General features: G+C 42.8%; 15 protein-coding genes. 2 read left to right on the top strand and 13 right to left on the bottom strand.

Annotation, left to right across the window (positions count from 1 at the left end; translation table 11 throughout):
• Position 1: 1 nt before the first annotated feature.
• The 12 genes from DW959_RS06240 to DW959_RS06285 form a co-directional block, all read right to left on the bottom strand.
• The gene (locus tag DW959_RS06240; protein ID WP_182427484.1) at positions 2 to 1,504 is read right to left on the bottom strand and encodes a LuxR C-terminal-related transcriptional regulator; all 1,503 of its coding nucleotides are present in this window, start codon (positions 1,502 to 1,504) and stop codon (positions 2 to 4) included.
• Between the two features lie 210 nt (positions 1,505 to 1,714).
• Positions 1,715 to 2,869 carry an enoyl-ACP reductase FabV gene (gene fabV, locus DW959_RS06245; protein ID WP_117808051.1) on the bottom strand — a complete coding sequence of 385 codons (1,155 nt, stop codon included), beginning with the start codon at positions 2,867 to 2,869 and terminating at the stop codon, positions 1,715 to 1,717.
• 92 nt (positions 2,870 to 2,961) lie between these two features.
• Positions 2,962 to 4,302, bottom strand: coding sequence for a replicative DNA helicase (dnaB, locus tag DW959_RS06250; protein WP_021944647.1), 1,341 nt, complete (start codon positions 4,300 to 4,302; stop codon positions 2,962 to 2,964).
• Positions 4,302 to 4,751 (bottom strand): 50S ribosomal protein L9, encoded by a 450-nt coding sequence (rplI, locus tag DW959_RS06255; RefSeq protein ID WP_021944646.1) that lies wholly within the window; start codon positions 4,749 to 4,751, stop codon positions 4,302 to 4,304. The genes dnaB and rplI overlap by 1 nt, the downstream gene beginning before the upstream one ends.
• Before the next feature lies 1 nt (position 4,752).
• The gene (locus tag DW959_RS06260; protein WP_117822386.1) at positions 4,753 to 6,897 is read right to left on the bottom strand and encodes a DHH family phosphoesterase; all 2,145 of its coding nucleotides are present in this window, start codon (positions 6,895 to 6,897) and stop codon (positions 4,753 to 4,755) included.
• Positions 6,898 to 6,967: 70 nt separating this feature from the next.
• The gene (locus DW959_RS15075) at positions 6,968 to 7,459 is read right to left on the bottom strand and encodes a 2-C-methyl-D-erythritol 4-phosphate cytidylyltransferase (RefSeq protein ID WP_347475331.1); all 492 of its coding nucleotides are present in this window, start codon (positions 7,457 to 7,459) and stop codon (positions 6,968 to 6,970) included.
• Positions 7,435 to 7,746, bottom strand: coding sequence for a 2-C-methyl-D-erythritol 4-phosphate cytidylyltransferase (locus tag DW959_RS15080; RefSeq protein ID WP_347475332.1), 312 nt, complete (start codon positions 7,744 to 7,746; stop codon positions 7,435 to 7,437). Before DW959_RS15080 ends, DW959_RS15075 begins: the two co-directional genes overlap by 25 nt.
• Before the next feature lie 142 nt (positions 7,747 to 7,888).
• Positions 7,889 to 8,974 (bottom strand): CDP-glycerol glycerophosphotransferase family protein, encoded by a 1,086-nt coding sequence (locus DW959_RS06270; RefSeq protein WP_181983885.1) that lies wholly within the window; start codon positions 8,972 to 8,974, stop codon positions 7,889 to 7,891.
• 134 nt (positions 8,975 to 9,108) lie between these two features.
• Complete coding sequence (locus tag DW959_RS06275; protein ID WP_008402430.1) at positions 9,109 to 10,464, bottom strand: glucose-6-phosphate isomerase; 1,356 nt, start codon at positions 10,462 to 10,464, stop codon at positions 9,109 to 9,111.
• A gap of 74 nt (positions 10,465 to 10,538) precedes the next feature.
• On the bottom strand, positions 10,539 to 10,733 hold the full coding sequence (locus DW959_RS14555) for a hypothetical protein (protein ID WP_243023360.1): 195 nt from the start codon (positions 10,731 to 10,733) through the stop codon (positions 10,539 to 10,541).
• Positions 10,718 to 11,443 carry a polysaccharide deacetylase family protein gene (locus DW959_RS06280; protein ID WP_243023361.1) on the bottom strand — a complete coding sequence of 242 codons (726 nt, stop codon included), beginning with the start codon at positions 11,441 to 11,443 and terminating at the stop codon, positions 10,718 to 10,720. Before DW959_RS06280 ends, DW959_RS14555 begins: the two co-directional genes overlap by 16 nt.
• A 133-nt stretch (positions 11,444 to 11,576) precedes the next feature.
• A complete protein-coding gene (locus DW959_RS06285; protein ID WP_117822388.1) occupies positions 11,577 to 12,530 on the bottom strand; it encodes a hypothetical protein in 954 nt (317 codons plus the stop codon).
• A 223-nt stretch (positions 12,531 to 12,753) separates the two neighbouring features.
• Between DW959_RS06285 and DW959_RS06290 the strand changes: the two genes are divergently transcribed.
• Both DW959_RS06290 and DW959_RS06295 read left to right on the top strand, forming a co-directional pair.
• Positions 12,754 to 12,999: a TIGR03905 family TSCPD domain-containing protein gene (locus tag DW959_RS06290; RefSeq protein ID WP_008402427.1), complete on the top strand. Its 246-nt coding sequence runs from the start codon at positions 12,754 to 12,756 to the stop codon at positions 12,997 to 12,999.
• Entirely contained in the window at positions 13,000 to 14,073 is a 1,074-nt protein-coding gene (locus DW959_RS06295) for an undecaprenyldiphospho-muramoylpentapeptide beta-N-acetylglucosaminyltransferase (protein WP_118615701.1), read from the top strand.
• 134 nt (positions 14,074 to 14,207) lie between these two features.
• Here the strand turns inward: DW959_RS06295 and DW959_RS06300 are convergent, their stop codons facing one another.
• Positions 14,208 to 14,675 carry a hypothetical protein gene (locus DW959_RS06300; RefSeq protein ID WP_021944639.1) on the bottom strand — a complete coding sequence of 156 codons (468 nt, stop codon included), beginning with the start codon at positions 14,673 to 14,675 and terminating at the stop codon, positions 14,208 to 14,210.
• Positions 14,676 to 14,693 lie beyond the last annotated feature (18 nt).

Consider the following 14,693-nt stretch of genomic DNA (forward strand, 5'->3'; position numbering starts at 1 on the left):
TTTATAACAGACCAATCTCCCGACCGCGTTCGACTGCCTCCTGACGCGTCGGAACCTGCAGCTTACGAAAGATATTACAACTATGGAACTTCACGGTTCCCGTCTTTTTGCCCAGTTGTCGTGCAATATCATCATTACTTAAGCCCTGTGCCATCAAACGAAAGACTTTTTCTTCCATCTGAGTCAGAGGTTCATAATATTCATATGGAGATTTTAAATAATCAGGGAAATAAGTACCGACCGAATATGCAAGTTCTTTAATCTCACTTATGAAGGAATCTTCTTCATATTCTTTCTGATAAATTGCCAGCATTTGTACCATACAATTGCCTGTGTCCGCAAGCAGTCTGATATAACCACACCTTTTTGCAAGCGCAATGGCCTTGGAAAGCTCCTCACACATGCCTTCCATATTCTTCATCTTATAATATATGATAGCTGACAACATATAGCATTCACACAAATCCATATAACGTCTGCCCGGAATCAACAATGCAATAAGCTGGTGTGTCAATACATAGGCAGCCATATATTTGCCTGTCTGTATATAACATCGCACCTTAACCATCCATGCATACATATCCATCATGAAGATGCCCTTATTCTCATCCGGTGCTATATCATCTAACCAACGCTCTACATCCTGTAGTCGCCCATCATAACAGGCACCAAGACATTCGATCGCATTCAGACTTGAAGTTAATTCATCCCATCCCGTAATCTGTATCCGTTTCCGAATCTTTTCCACCAAAGGACGTGCAGCTTTTGTCTGTCCATTTACCAAAAGGATCTTCATCTGAAGTGCAAGTGCCACAAACAGACAACGCATATCCTTCTCCTGCTCGATCAACGGAATCGTTCCGGTCACAAGAATCAGTGCTTCAAAACAATTATTGTTCTGATAATACCATTCTGCCAGCATGATCTCATACACTTTCTGTCCAACACTTCCACCATATAATCGGCATGCGGCTTCTGTTATCTCGTCCTTGCTTTTTTTCAGATATTTTCCATATCTTGTAAAGTCGCGAAAACCATTCAGTATACTTGGTCTGCATGCTGAAAGCGTAAGACCCATCACGGGCACCAGATTTTCTTCAATTAGAAAGCTTACGATCCGAAAAAACATTGCATCACTTATATATGGCATGACAAGTTCTGTTTTGATACGACAAATATCCATCATATCATATGTATCCATTTTCACCAGCCGCGGTGTCTTCCCCATAAACTGTACATATGCTTTTGCCTGACTCAAGTCCCCATCCATAGCAGATAGCAATGCAAGATGAGTAAACAGAACCGGATGTGCGGACAGCTCTTCTTTTTTCAGCCCGTAGAAATATGCCCGGCACCCCCAAAGCACCGGCATGGAAAATGGTTTCTTCACAAACTCATCAAAAATAATCTCTAACAGATGGCCTTCTTTTTTTGCTGTCGCTAATATCAGCAACACTTCTTCTTCCGATCGTGGATAAATTATCTCGTTATTCATTTGTTTCATACATACCCCCATAACCCTGACGCTTATAGATTATATTATTTATTCCTGTTTTTGTATAGCAAACCTTTCAGACATAAAAACCAAACCCTTGCCCAAACCCTTGCGGTTTTCACACCTGACCGGAACGCTTTTTTACAGAACATATTTTGTGAATAAAGTAAAAAACGGATCCACCTTCCGATGAACCCGTCTATTGTCACAATTGTTTCCTTACATAATATCTACATCTGCACTGTAATCTACACCATCGATCTTAAATCCGAACATATTGTAGAACTCATCCCAGTATCCATCGATATCTGCAAGCTCTTTTACATTTTCGCTGGTAACCGCATCCCAGTTCTTTGCAACTGCTTCCTGAATGTCATCTGCCATTTCCCAGTCATCCATACGAATAAATCCATTCTCGTCTGTCTCTGCTTCTCCAGCCATCTTATCAAGGAAAAGTCTTGCCATCTGCTCGATACAGCCCTCATGAACACCCTTTGCCTTCATCTGCTTATATAACAGCGTGATGTATAACGGAACAACAGGAATTGCTGCACTGGACTGTGTTACAAGTGCCTTGTTGATTGCAATATAAGATGTAACATTTGCAAACTTCTCATTGATGATATCACTTGATCTGTACAGATCCTTCTTTGCCATACCGATCGAACCTTCCGCATAGATTGGGAATGTGATCTTTGGTCCGATATAAGAATATGCAACAGTTGTCACATGCTCTGCCAGAACACCTGCATCTGATAATGCCTGCATCCAGTCGATCCAGTCCTCACCACCCATAACCTTGATGGTGTTCTCGATTTCTTCCTCGGTTGCTGCCGGGATATGTGCCATTGTTACTGTATTGTCCTTCAGAACTAAAGTCTTATTGGAATACTCCTCACCTACAGTCTTAAGTACAGAAGAATACTTATGTCCATCCGGCGTTACACGTCTTGGTGCTGCAAGGCTGTAAATAACCATATCGACAGTTCCAAGATCTGCCTTGATCGTATCAATTACCTGTTGTTTGATCTCCAGTGAGAATGCATCTCCGTTGATGGATTTTGCATACAGCCCATCCTTCTTTGCTTCTTCTTCAAATGCTCTTGTATTATAGAAGCCTGCAGTCGCTGTTCTTCTTCCATTGGATTCCTTCTCGAACATAACACCAAGTGTATCTGCATCATAGCCAAATGCAACTGCGATTCTGGAAGCGAGTCCATATCCGGTCGATGCTCCGATCACAAGTACCTTCTTTGGTCCCTCAACCTTTGGCTGTGCCTTTACATACTTGATCTGATTCTTTACATTTTCTGCACAACCAACCGGATGAGCGGTGGTACAGATATAATCCTTTACTCTTGGTTCTACTACCATTTTAATTTTCTCCTCTGATCTTCCGATTTATTCGGACTTTCTTTCTCGATTTATATTTATACATTCCGTATTAATATCTTTTTTCTGATCCGTTACATCTGCGGGTGCTCTTTATTTGCAAACTTCGTGTAATCCTGCATCCATACAAGATCAACGGAACCTGTCGCACCTTTTCTCTGTTTTGCGATGATGATCTCAGCGATACCTTTTTTCTCGGTATCCGGATTGTAATAATCATCACGATAGATGAACATAACAACATCGGCATCCTGCTCGATTGCACCGGATTCACGCAGATCGGCAAGCACCGGCTTATGATCCGGTCTGGAGTCAACTGCACGGTTCAACTGTGACAGGGTAATAACCGGAACATTCAGTTCCCTTGCAAGCACCTTTAATGCTCGCGATGTATCAGAAATAAACTGCTGTCTGGACTCTACATGCTTGTTCGTGCTCATCAACTGCAAATAGTCGATGATGATAAGACCCAGGTCGTTGTTCTGTTTTAATTTTCTGCATTTGGAACGCAGGTCGGCTACCGTGATCGCAGAATTATCATCAACAAAGATCGGAGCATCAGCAATAACCTCTGTACTCTCCATGATCTTATCCCATTCATCATCTACAAGCTGTCCCGTCTGGATCTTCTGTGAATTAACAAGTGAATCCAGCGCGATCATACGTGTTACCAACTGTTCCTTCGACATTTCCAAACTGAATATTGCAACCGGAATACGCTTCTTTACAGCTACATGATGTGCGATATTTAAGACAAATGCAGTTTTACCCATAGCAGGACGAGCCGCTACTAGGATCAGTTCCGATCCATGCAGACCTGTCAGCATATTATCCAGATCGATAAACCCGGTCGGCACACCGGTAACTCTGGTGTTCTGTCTGGATGCTGCCTCGATCTGATCGATAACATCTAATACGATCGAATCGATCGACGCAAAATCATTTGCACCGTTTCTCTGCTGTACGATCTTGTAGATCCCACTCTCTGCTGTCTCAAGCAGACCATCCACGTCATCCGTATCCAGATAACAGTCCTTTTCAACATCCTCACACATCTTGATCATACGGCGAAGCACCGCTTTATCTGCTACGATCTTCGCATAATACTTGGCATTTGCCGAGGTTGGCACTGCGGCTATGATATCTGCAATATAACTCATACCCGCCACATCTTCCGGAATATTCTTCTCCCGGAGCCGGTTATTCAACGTGATCAGATCGACCGCCATTCCTTCCTTGAACAGCTCGATCATGTTCTCATACAGAATCGCATTCTGTGCACTGTAAAAGTCTTCCTTCGTAAGTATATCCGATACGTCTACGATCGCATCACGATCCATGATCATAGAACCGATAACTGACTGTTCTGCATCCAGGTTATATGGTTGTTTCTTCCTGATAAATGCGTCTTCCATTAGTCAGCCTCTTCTACCTTTACTGTTAGCTCTGCCTGTACCTGTGGATGCAGCTTGATCTTAACAGTAAATGTTCCCATTGCTTTGATCGCATCCTTCAGCACGATTTTCTTTTTATCAATATCATAATGCAACTGGCTCTTGATCGCATCTGAGATCTCCTTGGAGGATACAGAACCAAATGCCCTTCCGCCTTCTCCTACCTTGATACCGACGGCTACAGATGCCTTTTCAAGCTCTGCTGCCAGCGCCTTTGCTGCTGCAAGATTCTCTGCTGCAACCTTTTCTTCATGCGCTTTCTTTAACTTATAATCATTCAGGTTCTTAGGTGTTGCCTCAAGTCCCAGCTTTCTCGGGATGATATAATTTCTGGCATGACCGTCACTGACATTTACCAGCTCTCCTTTTTTTCCGAGACTCTTTACATCTTCCAGTAAGATAACCTTCATATTAAATATCTCCTTCCTTGTACATCTCCTCAAGTAAATTGACAAGCTGTTCCTTTACTTCTTCCTTTGTTGTATTCGTAAACTGTGCGGCTGCAATATTCGCATGGCCACCGCCACCCATACGTTCCATGATGATCTGTACATTTACATCATCGATCGACCGGGCTGATATCTTAACATCATCTCCAAGCTGTGCAATGACAAAGGAGGCACGCACGCCTGCTATATTTAACATCTCGTTTGCCACCTTCGCTGTCAATACGATCGGTGACTCCGGACCTTCTTTCGGTTCAAATACAGATACCGCAAACATTCCGAGAACCATCTCGGCATTTCTGACACCATCTGCCTTCTGTCTGTAAGAATCAATATCACTCCGGAACATCTTACGGACACGCATAACATCCGCACCGCTTCTTCTTAAATATGCGGCCGCTTCAAAGGTACGCACGCCTGTCTTTGTCAGGAAATTATCCGTATCGATCAGGATCCCGGCATACATAGCATCCGCCTCGGACGGACGCAGCTTAATTTTTTCATCCATGTACTGCAACATCTCTGCGATCATTTCACATGCAGATGATGCGAATGGTTCTACATAAGAAAGGGTTGCATTAGCAATGACATCCTTGGTCTGTCTGTGATGGTCGAATACAACTACCGTCTTTGCATAGGAGATCAGCTCCTCACATTCCGTCAGACTTGGATTATTGACATCCACAACAACCAGCATGGTATCAGCATTGATCATCTCGATCGCCTGCTCATTGTTGATGATCATATCATCCCCATACATACTGTTGGCAGTAAAATTACCATAGATCGGACTGATGGCAGAGGACACTTCATTGATTACGATATGTGCCTCCTTATTCATGGAATTTACCATCCGGTATACACCGATCGCCGATCCAAATGCATCCATATCGGGATTCTTGTGCGCCATAATGATAACTTTTTCTTTTGTTTCCAGTAATTCCTTGAATGCCAGGGTCTTAACACGGGCTTTTACTCTGGTTGATTTCTCAGTACCCTGACTACGTCCGCCGTAATAAGTGATCTTGTCATTCGACTTTAATACAACCTGATCACCACCTCGTCCAAGTGCAAGTTCCATTGCAGAACGGGCAGCTTCAAAATCTTCTATAAAGCTCTTATATTCCGTGCCCAGACTGATTGAAAGCGTCAATGGAAGATCATTTCCGATATTGATTGCTTTTACTTCATCCAGCAGCGCAAACTTATTCTCCTGAAGCTGTGGAAGATATTTTTTCGGCATGACAAACATGTACTTGTCCTTCTCAAAGGAACGTACAATGGCATCTACGTTTGCCATATATTTATTGATCTTTCGATCGACGAGAGCAACCAGCAGAGAATGTCTTACCTCTTCCAGGTCATCAAATATCTCATCGTAATTATCAATGTAGATCAGACCGGTCACCAGCTTCTGCTCTTCATTCTCTTTTGCCAGTTTATTCCGTTCTGTCATATCAAACAGATACATAGCGGTGAAGTTTGTAACTCCTGTATGTTTTTTCCGTTTGATCGTTTTCTTCTCCTGTGGCTGGTCCTCTGTAACCGGCAGATTCTCCATTTCCTCCTCATGTTCTGAGGTCTCCTGTTCCTGGACACTGTCTACCGGTCCATCCGGATTTACCCGGATATTCTTAATCTCAACCCTGTACTCTTTTCCATCGTATTCAATATCCGCATGTACCGGCTCATCACACTCACCCGGTATCATCTCATGGGGCAGTCCCTCAAATACCTGCATCGCAGTCAGACGCATCAGCTTCCGCTTGCTGGTGTTCGTAATATGAGCAAATTCATCATTCACCCATGCGAGCCTGCCTGTCTTATCCAGTATCGCATATGGAATCGGGAACTCACGGATCAGATCTTTCTGAACCCGCCCATTTTCCATTGCACGATTTGCATATGCGGCTTCACTGGACACTCTGGAAGAAATATAAAGGACTATCACCACAACCGAGTACACTGCAGTAAATATGATCCCTACAATTCCTGCAACAACACTGACCGTCAGCATCCAGATATCACAAAGTACAAATAATGCGATCACATAAAGCGGCATCTGTAAATATATTTCATGTCTGGTGTCTGTATGTCTGTTATCATTCATGGAGATAATCCTTTCCGGGCATCCTGAAAAATGCCCTGTCTTTATTCATATTTGTATGTGAGTCTATGATCTATTTCTCATTGTCTTTCTTATACTGACTCATTCTGGTATCAATCTTGTTTGTAATTCCAAGACCAAATGCCTGCTCATTTTCCTTATACTGCAATAACGCACGGAACATGTATACATCCTCCGGTGTTGTTACCTTGATATTTCCTCTGTTGCCTTCTACGATATGTGCAACGATATTCTGGCTTCTGATGATCGTACATGCATCTACCATTCCTTCATAACCGGTTGGTGTAGCGCGGACAACATCATGTGCTGCAATGATATCCTTCAGATAGAAGGACTGTGGAGCCTGTGCAGAATAAGTATCCTTTCTTGGTGGCACGGAATCGATCTCGATACCATCCTCACTGATCATAATCGTTTCATAGCAGGCTGTTGATGTGATCGCATTTCCATATTTCTTAACGGTTGCAATATTGTTTGCAATAACATCATAAGATACATATGGACGAACGCCATCATGGATCAGCACGATAGAACCTCCGGACACTCTGACTCTGCCATCTTAAGTGCGTTGTAAATAGAATCCTGTGAAGTTGCTCCACCTGCTAATACATGCTTTACCTTTGTAAGGTGATATTCATTTGCAAGATCCTCTACATAAGGAATATAATCCTTCAGAACAGAAATATAGATCGCATCGATCTGATCATGATACTGGAATAACTGTAATGTATGGATCAGAATTGGCTTTCCATTGATCTCAAGAAACTGTTTTGGGACACCTGCTCCCATTCTTACTCCGCTTCCACCTGCAAAAATAATTGCTATATTCATCTACTGTTTTCTCCTTTTTTCTCTAATTATTTTCATGAAACCGGACTGCCGTCTGGCAATCCCCTCACAGAATGTTCCTGTATATACTTATCCCATTCTGCATAGATATATTAATATTATAACGTATTCACAAAAAATTCAACTATAGGTTTTTCACAACCTCCAAAATCCGCTCCGTTGCCTGTCCATCACACATTTGCATATGGTATTTCAGGCATTCCCGGATCTCATCTGTCCGATTCTGTGTGAATTCCCGGTCTATCGCAGCCACCAGCTTCGTTCCATCGGATACGATCTGGCATGGGAAAGAATCATATGGAACATAGAATCCTCTGGCATGGTCAAAGGAATCAAAATCCGGTGCAAAGAATAAAAACGGCTTCTCATATACCATATAGTCAAATAATACCGACGAATAATCCGTGATCAGCAGATCTGCAACTGCAAATATTTTCTCGGATGGCAGATCGCAGTTCGACTTCATTCCCTTTTCTTCCAGATGCGGATGCAGCTTGATCACCCAGTAATACCGGTCTGAGGTTTCTTTCATGGCTCTCTGTATTTCTTCCATTCCACAGAGCGTCGGCATAGCTGCATTTCCACGAAATGTCGGAGCCCACAGGATGACTTTTTTCCCTTTTGCATCTGGATATTTCCGGTAGAATTCCTCACAGTTTGCCTGATTCCACGCTTCATCATAATAACAGTCTGAACGGCTGATCCCGGTTGCCTGTACAACACCCGGTGCAAGCCGCATCGTCTTTGTAAATACCGGCACACAGCATAGTGCACTGACGGTCAGCAGATCATAGTTTTTGTAAACCGAACCGCCTTTATACATCTTCGGAATATCCTCCGTCGTATCATATCCGCTTTTCTTAAGCAGTCCTCCGGAATGCCAGAGCTGCACAACCTTCGTCTCCGGACGTTTTGTGCAGGCAGAAACCGGAAGGAAATTATCACAGATAAACACATATTCGGCGGCCGCATACCGTTTCATAAACTGCTTCAACCATTTTAACAGGCTGCCATATCCCATCTTTCCAAAATCAGTGACCCACGTTTCATTCTTATACTCTGGATCTCCCTGCAGTGTTTCATACATTTTTCTCATGGAAAAAGGTAGATCCTCATGATGTGCATCGGCAAAAATTACCAGCCCCTTTTCGACCGGCTTTCCGGCATACCGTTTGTAGAGCATCGGCAGATAGACCTGCTGCATCGCCATTTTCAACACCTGTTTTATATAAAATACTATCTTCATGTGCTTCAAAATAAACCTTTCGACTATTTTGAAAACCGGCGGCATCCGCGTTTTCATGCGTATGCCGCCGGCTTATCGTCATCTTCTATCTAACTTTATTAACCATTGATTCTGGAAAGAAGCTCTTTGCCAAGTTCTTCGTTTCCTGGTTTGCCAAGTAATGCGAACATGTTCTTCTTGTAGCTTTCTACACCTGGCTGGTTAAATGGATTTACACCAAGTGTGTATCCACTGATACCACATGCAAACTCAAATGTGTAGAACAACTCACCTAATGTGAACTCATCGATCTTGTCGATGTTAATCTGGATGATTGGGATTCCACCATCAACATGTGCAAGAATTGTTCCGTTCATAGCACTCTTATTTGCAAAATCTACTGTCTTGCCTGCAAGGTAGTTCAGACCATCAAGATCACAATCCTCTTCTTCCATAACGATCTCACATGTTGGATGTAACACATTGATTACTGTCTCGAAATGGTTCTGTGAACCCTGCTGGATAAACTGTCCTAATGAATGAAGGTCTGTTGTAAAGTCAGTTGCTGTTGGGAATAATCCCTTACCATCTTTTCCTTCGCTCTCGCCGTATAACTGCTTCCACCATTCTGCTACGAAATGTAATGCCGGCTCAAAGTTGGCAAGGATCTCGATAGACTTGCCCTTTCTGTACAGAATATTACGAACTGCTGCATACTTCATAGCATCACTGTCGTCGAAGTTCTCTGCAAGGCAATCCTTTCTTGCTGATGCAGCACCTTCCATGAGCTTATCAATATCTGCTCCGCTTACTGCGATTGGAAGAAGACCTACTGCTGTCAGAACTGAGAAACGTCCACCTACATCATCAGGTACTACGAATGTCTCATATCCTTCTTCTGTAGCAAGGGTCTTTAATGCTCCCTTTGCCTTATCTGTTGTAGCATAGATTCTCTTAGCTGCTTCTTCTTTGCCATATTTCTCAATTAATTTCTTCTTGAAAATTCTGGATGCAATACCAGGCTCTGTTGTTGTACCTGACTTGGAAATAATGTTGATAGAGAAATCTCTGTCTCCGATCACCTGTAACAGATGTGCCATATAGGTACTGCTGATATTACTTCCTGCATAATAGATCTCAGGGGTTTTACGAATCTCTTTATCTACTGAATTATAAAAGCTGTGTCTTAAAGCTTCGATCGCTGCTCTTGCACCAAGGTAAGAACCGCCGATACCGATAACTACCAGAACATCTGAATCTGACTGGATCTTAGCTGCCGCTTTCTTGATTCTGGCGAACTCTTCCTTATCATAGTCAACCGGAAGATCGATCCATCCAAGGAAATCGTTTCCTTCACCAGTCTTGTTTACAAGTGTTGATTTTGCTGCAACAACTTCTTCCTTAATAGCTGCGATGTCCTCAGCGGAAGCCATACCAGCAACATTCTTAAAATCGAAACTTACTGTCTTTGCCATTTTATTATCTCTCCTTGCTTATATGATTTTTCAAAGCTATGGATAATTGTAGCAAAAGGAACCCCCATAATCAACTATTTTTCGAACATTTCATCAAGTGATACAAATCTGTAACCAAGTTCTGTTAAATTTGACAACACCGTATCTAATGCCTGCGCATTTGACTCCGACACATTATGCATGAGCGGGATCGCTCCATTATGATAATATTTATCAAAATGCTCGATCACATAATCCTTCCCCGGCTGATTATTTACATCATAATCCAAATATGCCATGCTCCAGAAGATGGTCTTATACCCATATCCTTTGCCAGTTGGAGTACCCTTTCACTGTACTCACCACTTGGCGGTCTGAAATACGGATCCATCCGGTAGCCCGTGGCCTCCTTCATATAATCGGCACAGGTCTGCAATTCTTCCTTCTGTTTCTCCACACTGATACCGGGCATGGAAGGATGGGTAACGGTATGGTTGCCAACCTGGTGGCCCTCCTCTTTCATTCTTTTTACCAGCTCCACATTATCCCTGATATACGTCTGTGTAACAAAAAAACAAGCTTTTGCATTATGCTTCTTTAACGTGTCCAGTATCTGTTCTGTATATCCGTTCTCATAACCGCAGTCAAAGGTCAGATACATAACCTTGTCATCTCCTGCATCCTGATCCACATAATATGCATCATACTGTTCGATCGAAAAACTGTGATCGCAGTCACTGAGCCCATGATTTTTATCCCGTACAATGTACCATGAAAACTTCTTATTGCTGACCGCATCATAATCCCGAAGCAGCGTCATATCCTCCGTCATCGCCTCTGTCTGGTCTTCTACACTTCCATTATCATTTCCTCCTTTTCGTCCATCCGTACTGTCATTTTGTCCACCGGAACCATCAGCTTCCTGATTTCCCTCTTTCTGCACCCGACAGTCTCCCGGTGTTGCTACATTTCCGTTTTTACCAGCTCTGCTCTTTGCCATTCCGGCACAGCCTGTCAGAAACAGACACATCATAATTCCCGAAACTACATACAGTTTTTTGACTGCAACCACTTCCAATTGTTATTTTGGATATAATATATGCTGTTTCTTCTACTGTTTATACCTATACCTGTCAGGTTGTACTGATTCCCTGCAGCAGCTTGTCAAATAATGCATCACACGCCGCAATCTGTTCCTCCGTTACCTCCCGCTCTTCAGCCTTTGCGGTCTGTTTCAGAGGCTGCTGCTCTTCAGATGCCGTCTGCCGCCGGTTTTTCTCTGATCTGCGTTGCTCTGCCCGCATTGTTTTTTTCGACTTTGCCGTGATTCTTTCCCGTGCAGGATCAGACTCCTGCATGTTTTTCTTCTTGCTATCCGCTTCCCGTCCTTTTTTACGCTCTGCTTCTGTCTGTTTCTCGCTCCGTCTGTCCTTCTGCTCTCCCATCTGTGCCAGTGCCGCATCAATATCGATCACATTTGGCTCTATAATAGCCGCTGCTGTCTGTTTCAGACCACTCCGGCTTCTGTCTTCTGCTTCCTGTTTACTGCTCTCCATCTGTTTTTCCTGTTCCCGTTTCAGGCGGTTTGCCAGGCTGTTATTCATATAGTTGACAAGTTCTGCTGATAGCATTTCACATTTTCTCCGGGTATTGAATACGTTGTAGACCATCTGCATAACCCCACATGCAACAATGCCCCACATGCCAATCTGTGTACTTGCAAATATAGAACTGCCTGTCCGATATTCCCACCAGGTTCCGATCAGCCCTGTTCCGGCGGCAAGGATCATCATATTACTGCAGAAGCTGTTCCAGGAGCTGACGTAGCTCTTACCAAGCTTCAGTTTATATATGTATTTCTCGACAAACGATCTCGTATCCCGGATACCAACATCAAGATACGATAACTCCTCGTACCTTTTTCGTATCTCCACCAGTGCTTTCTTTTTTGTACTTTTCATACTTCCGACTTCTCTGACCAGCCCCTTTAAAAATCCATTCATTATCAGCTTTGCTGCAATTCCACATATTCCCGTTGCCGCGATCACATACAAAAAAATACTCTGTTCCAAAATAGTTCCAAACATAACCATTTCCCCTTTTCAAATAATTTTTCATGTTTTCAGTTCCGATACCCCGCTCCGGATTCAGGGTGGTTCCATTATAGTTTTGATTTTTTTGATTTTTCAAGCCAAATCACACGACAAATGTTTACCTTTATTTTCATTTTTGGTATACTGGTTTCGATTTGAACCCATTTAAGAATGTATATAGTTATTTTGGACTATAATAGAAAAGAGGTAATTTAATATGGATTACAAAACAAAAGGAACCTGCTCTACTAATATTCATTTTGAAGTAGAAGATGGAAAAGTTAAAAATGTTTCTTTCACCGGTGGCTGCAATGGTAACCTGAAAGGTATCAGTGCCTTAGTCGAAGGTATGAAAGTAGAAGATGTCATTGATAAACTGGAAGGAACAACATGCAGCTTTAAGCCAACATCCTGTCCGGATCAGTTAGCAAAGGCGCTTAAGAATTATCTTCAGGGGGCATAAATATATGAAACGAATCATCTTACCGGTGGCGGAACTGCCGGACATGTTACACCAAATATAGCGTTGATACCGGAATTACAGAAGCTTGGATATGATATCCATTATATTGGTTCTTATAACGGAATGGAACGTAAGCTGATCGAGGATCTGAACATTCCTTATCATGGAATCTCCTCCGGTAAGCTCAGACGTTATTTTGACCTTAAGAACTTCACGGATCCATTCCGCGTTATTAAGGGTATGGGCGAAGCCAAGAAGTTAATGAAGGAACTGAAGCCGGATGTCGTGTTCTCAAAGGGTGGCTTTGTAACAGTTCCTGTCGTATTTGCAGCCAAATCCTGCAACATCCCTGTCATCATCCATGAATCTGATATGACACCGGGACTTGCAAATAAGCTGGAGCTTCCAAAGGCATCCCGTGTATGCTGTAACTTTCCGGAGACAAAGGATATGTTCCCGGAGGGCAAGGCAGTTGTGACCGGAACTCCGATCCGTAAAGAGCTTTTCAACGGAAATGCAGTTGATGCGATCAACTTCTGCGGATTTACAGACAACAAGCCTGTCATCCTGATCGTTGGCGGCAGCTCAGGAAGTGCCGTAATCAACAGAGCGATCCGCGAAAATATTGATAAACTGCTGGAGCGTTTCAACGTGATCCATCTCTGCGGTAAGGATAATCTGGATCACAGCTTAGATAACAAGCCGGGCTATGCTCAATATGAATATATAAAGAAGGAACTGAGCAGCATGCTCGCTCTTGCCGATCTCGTGATCTCCCGTGCCGGTGCAAATGCGATCTGTGAATTACTTGCCCTTCGCAAGCCGAATATCCTGATCCCGTTATCCGCTGCTGCAAGCCGTGGCGACCAGATCTTAAATGCGGAATCCTTCAAAAAGAGCGGCTACAGCTATGTGATAAAGGAAGAGGAATTATCCTCCGAAACATTATTCGCTGCGATCGATGATGTATACAACAACAAACAGACTTACATCGAAACAATGAAGAAGAGCAATCTTACAGATTCCACTTCAATTATAGTCGGCATGATTGAGGAGCTGGTAAATAACAAATAAGCACAGCAGCAGTCAAATACAGACTGTTCGCTGCACCAGTTGGCTTGCAGTTACCAAATGCCGGTATAACGCATATAAAAAACAGGCACATATCAAAATGATATATGCCTGTTTTTTATATGGTATGTATTAAATTACTTCGCTGCATTTGCAATCTTTTCATACGCGGCTGTCTTCGCCTGATCTGTAGAAAGAATATCTCCCTTGATCTCCATTACGATATCAACCTGAGAATTATTTCGAACTGTAAATGTTACCTTCATCGGCTGTTCTGTATACATCTGATCCATACCTGCTGTTGTCAGATCCATTGTTGCCTTTGAACCATAGAATGTAACCATCCAGTCACCATTTGCCTCTTCTTCATAGTACCATGCACAGCTCTTACAAAGTCCTTCAAGTCCTGCACCGAATGTCTTCTCAGTTCCCGGAATCTTTGTTTTCTTGATCTTATCAACCTGAGTCTTAGCTGTTTCATTTGTACGGTACTGAATATTTCCCTTTACATACATCTGAGATGTTTCCGGAAGAATACAGTAAATTCCAAAACATAATGCTCCAACAATGATAATTGCTACTAATATCTTCAAAAAAGTTTTCATATTAACACTCCCATTTCC

It is taken from the genome of Clostridium sp. AM46-21 (assembly GCF_003480025.1).
In the GTDB taxonomy this organism is placed as follows: Bacteria; Bacillota; Clostridia; order Lachnospirales; family Lachnospiraceae; genus Coprococcus; species Coprococcus ammoniilyticus.

Excerpts from the sequence above, each read along its gene's own strand:
- DW959_RS06275 (WP_008402430.1), bottom strand. The coding sequence starts at position 10,464 with ATGGCAAAGACAGTAAGTTTCGATTTTAAGAATGTTGCTGGTATGGCT.
- DW959_RS06260 (WP_117822386.1), bottom strand. The coding sequence starts at position 6,897 with ATGAATGATAACAGACATACAGACACCAGACATGAAATATATTTACAG.
- DW959_RS06285 (WP_117822388.1), bottom strand. The coding sequence starts at position 12,530 with ATGTTTGGAACTATTTTGGAACAGAGTATTTTTTTGTATGTGATCGCG.
- DW959_RS06240 (WP_182427484.1), bottom strand. The coding sequence starts at position 1,504 with ATGAAACAAATGAATAACGAGATAATTTATCCACGATCGGAAGAAGAA.
- DW959_RS06270 (WP_181983885.1), bottom strand. The coding sequence starts at position 8,974 with ATGGCGATGCAGCAGGTCTATCTGCCGATGCTCTACAAACGGTATGCC.
- rplI (WP_021944646.1), bottom strand. The coding sequence starts at position 4,751 with ATGAAGGTTATCTTACTGGAAGATGTAAAGAGTCTCGGAAAAAAAGGA.
- DW959_RS06300 (WP_021944639.1), bottom strand. The coding sequence starts at position 14,675 with ATGAAAACTTTTTTGAAGATATTAGTAGCAATTATCATTGTTGGAGCA.
- DW959_RS06290 (WP_008402427.1), top strand. The coding sequence starts at position 12,754 with ATGGATTACAAAACAAAAGGAACCTGCTCTACTAATATTCATTTTGAA.
- dnaB (WP_021944647.1), bottom strand. The coding sequence starts at position 4,302 with ATGGAAGACGCATTTATCAGGAAGAAACAACCATATAACCTGGATGCA.
- DW959_RS15080 (WP_347475332.1), bottom strand. The coding sequence starts at position 7,746 with ATGAATATAGCAATTATTTTTGCAGGTGGAAGCGGAGTAAGAATGGGA.
- DW959_RS06280 (WP_243023361.1), bottom strand. The coding sequence starts at position 11,443 with ATGGCAAAGAGCAGAGCTGGTAAAAACGGAAATGTAGCAACACCGGGA.
- fabV (WP_117808051.1), bottom strand. The coding sequence starts at position 2,869 with ATGGTAGTAGAACCAAGAGTAAAGGATTATATCTGTACCACCGCTCAT.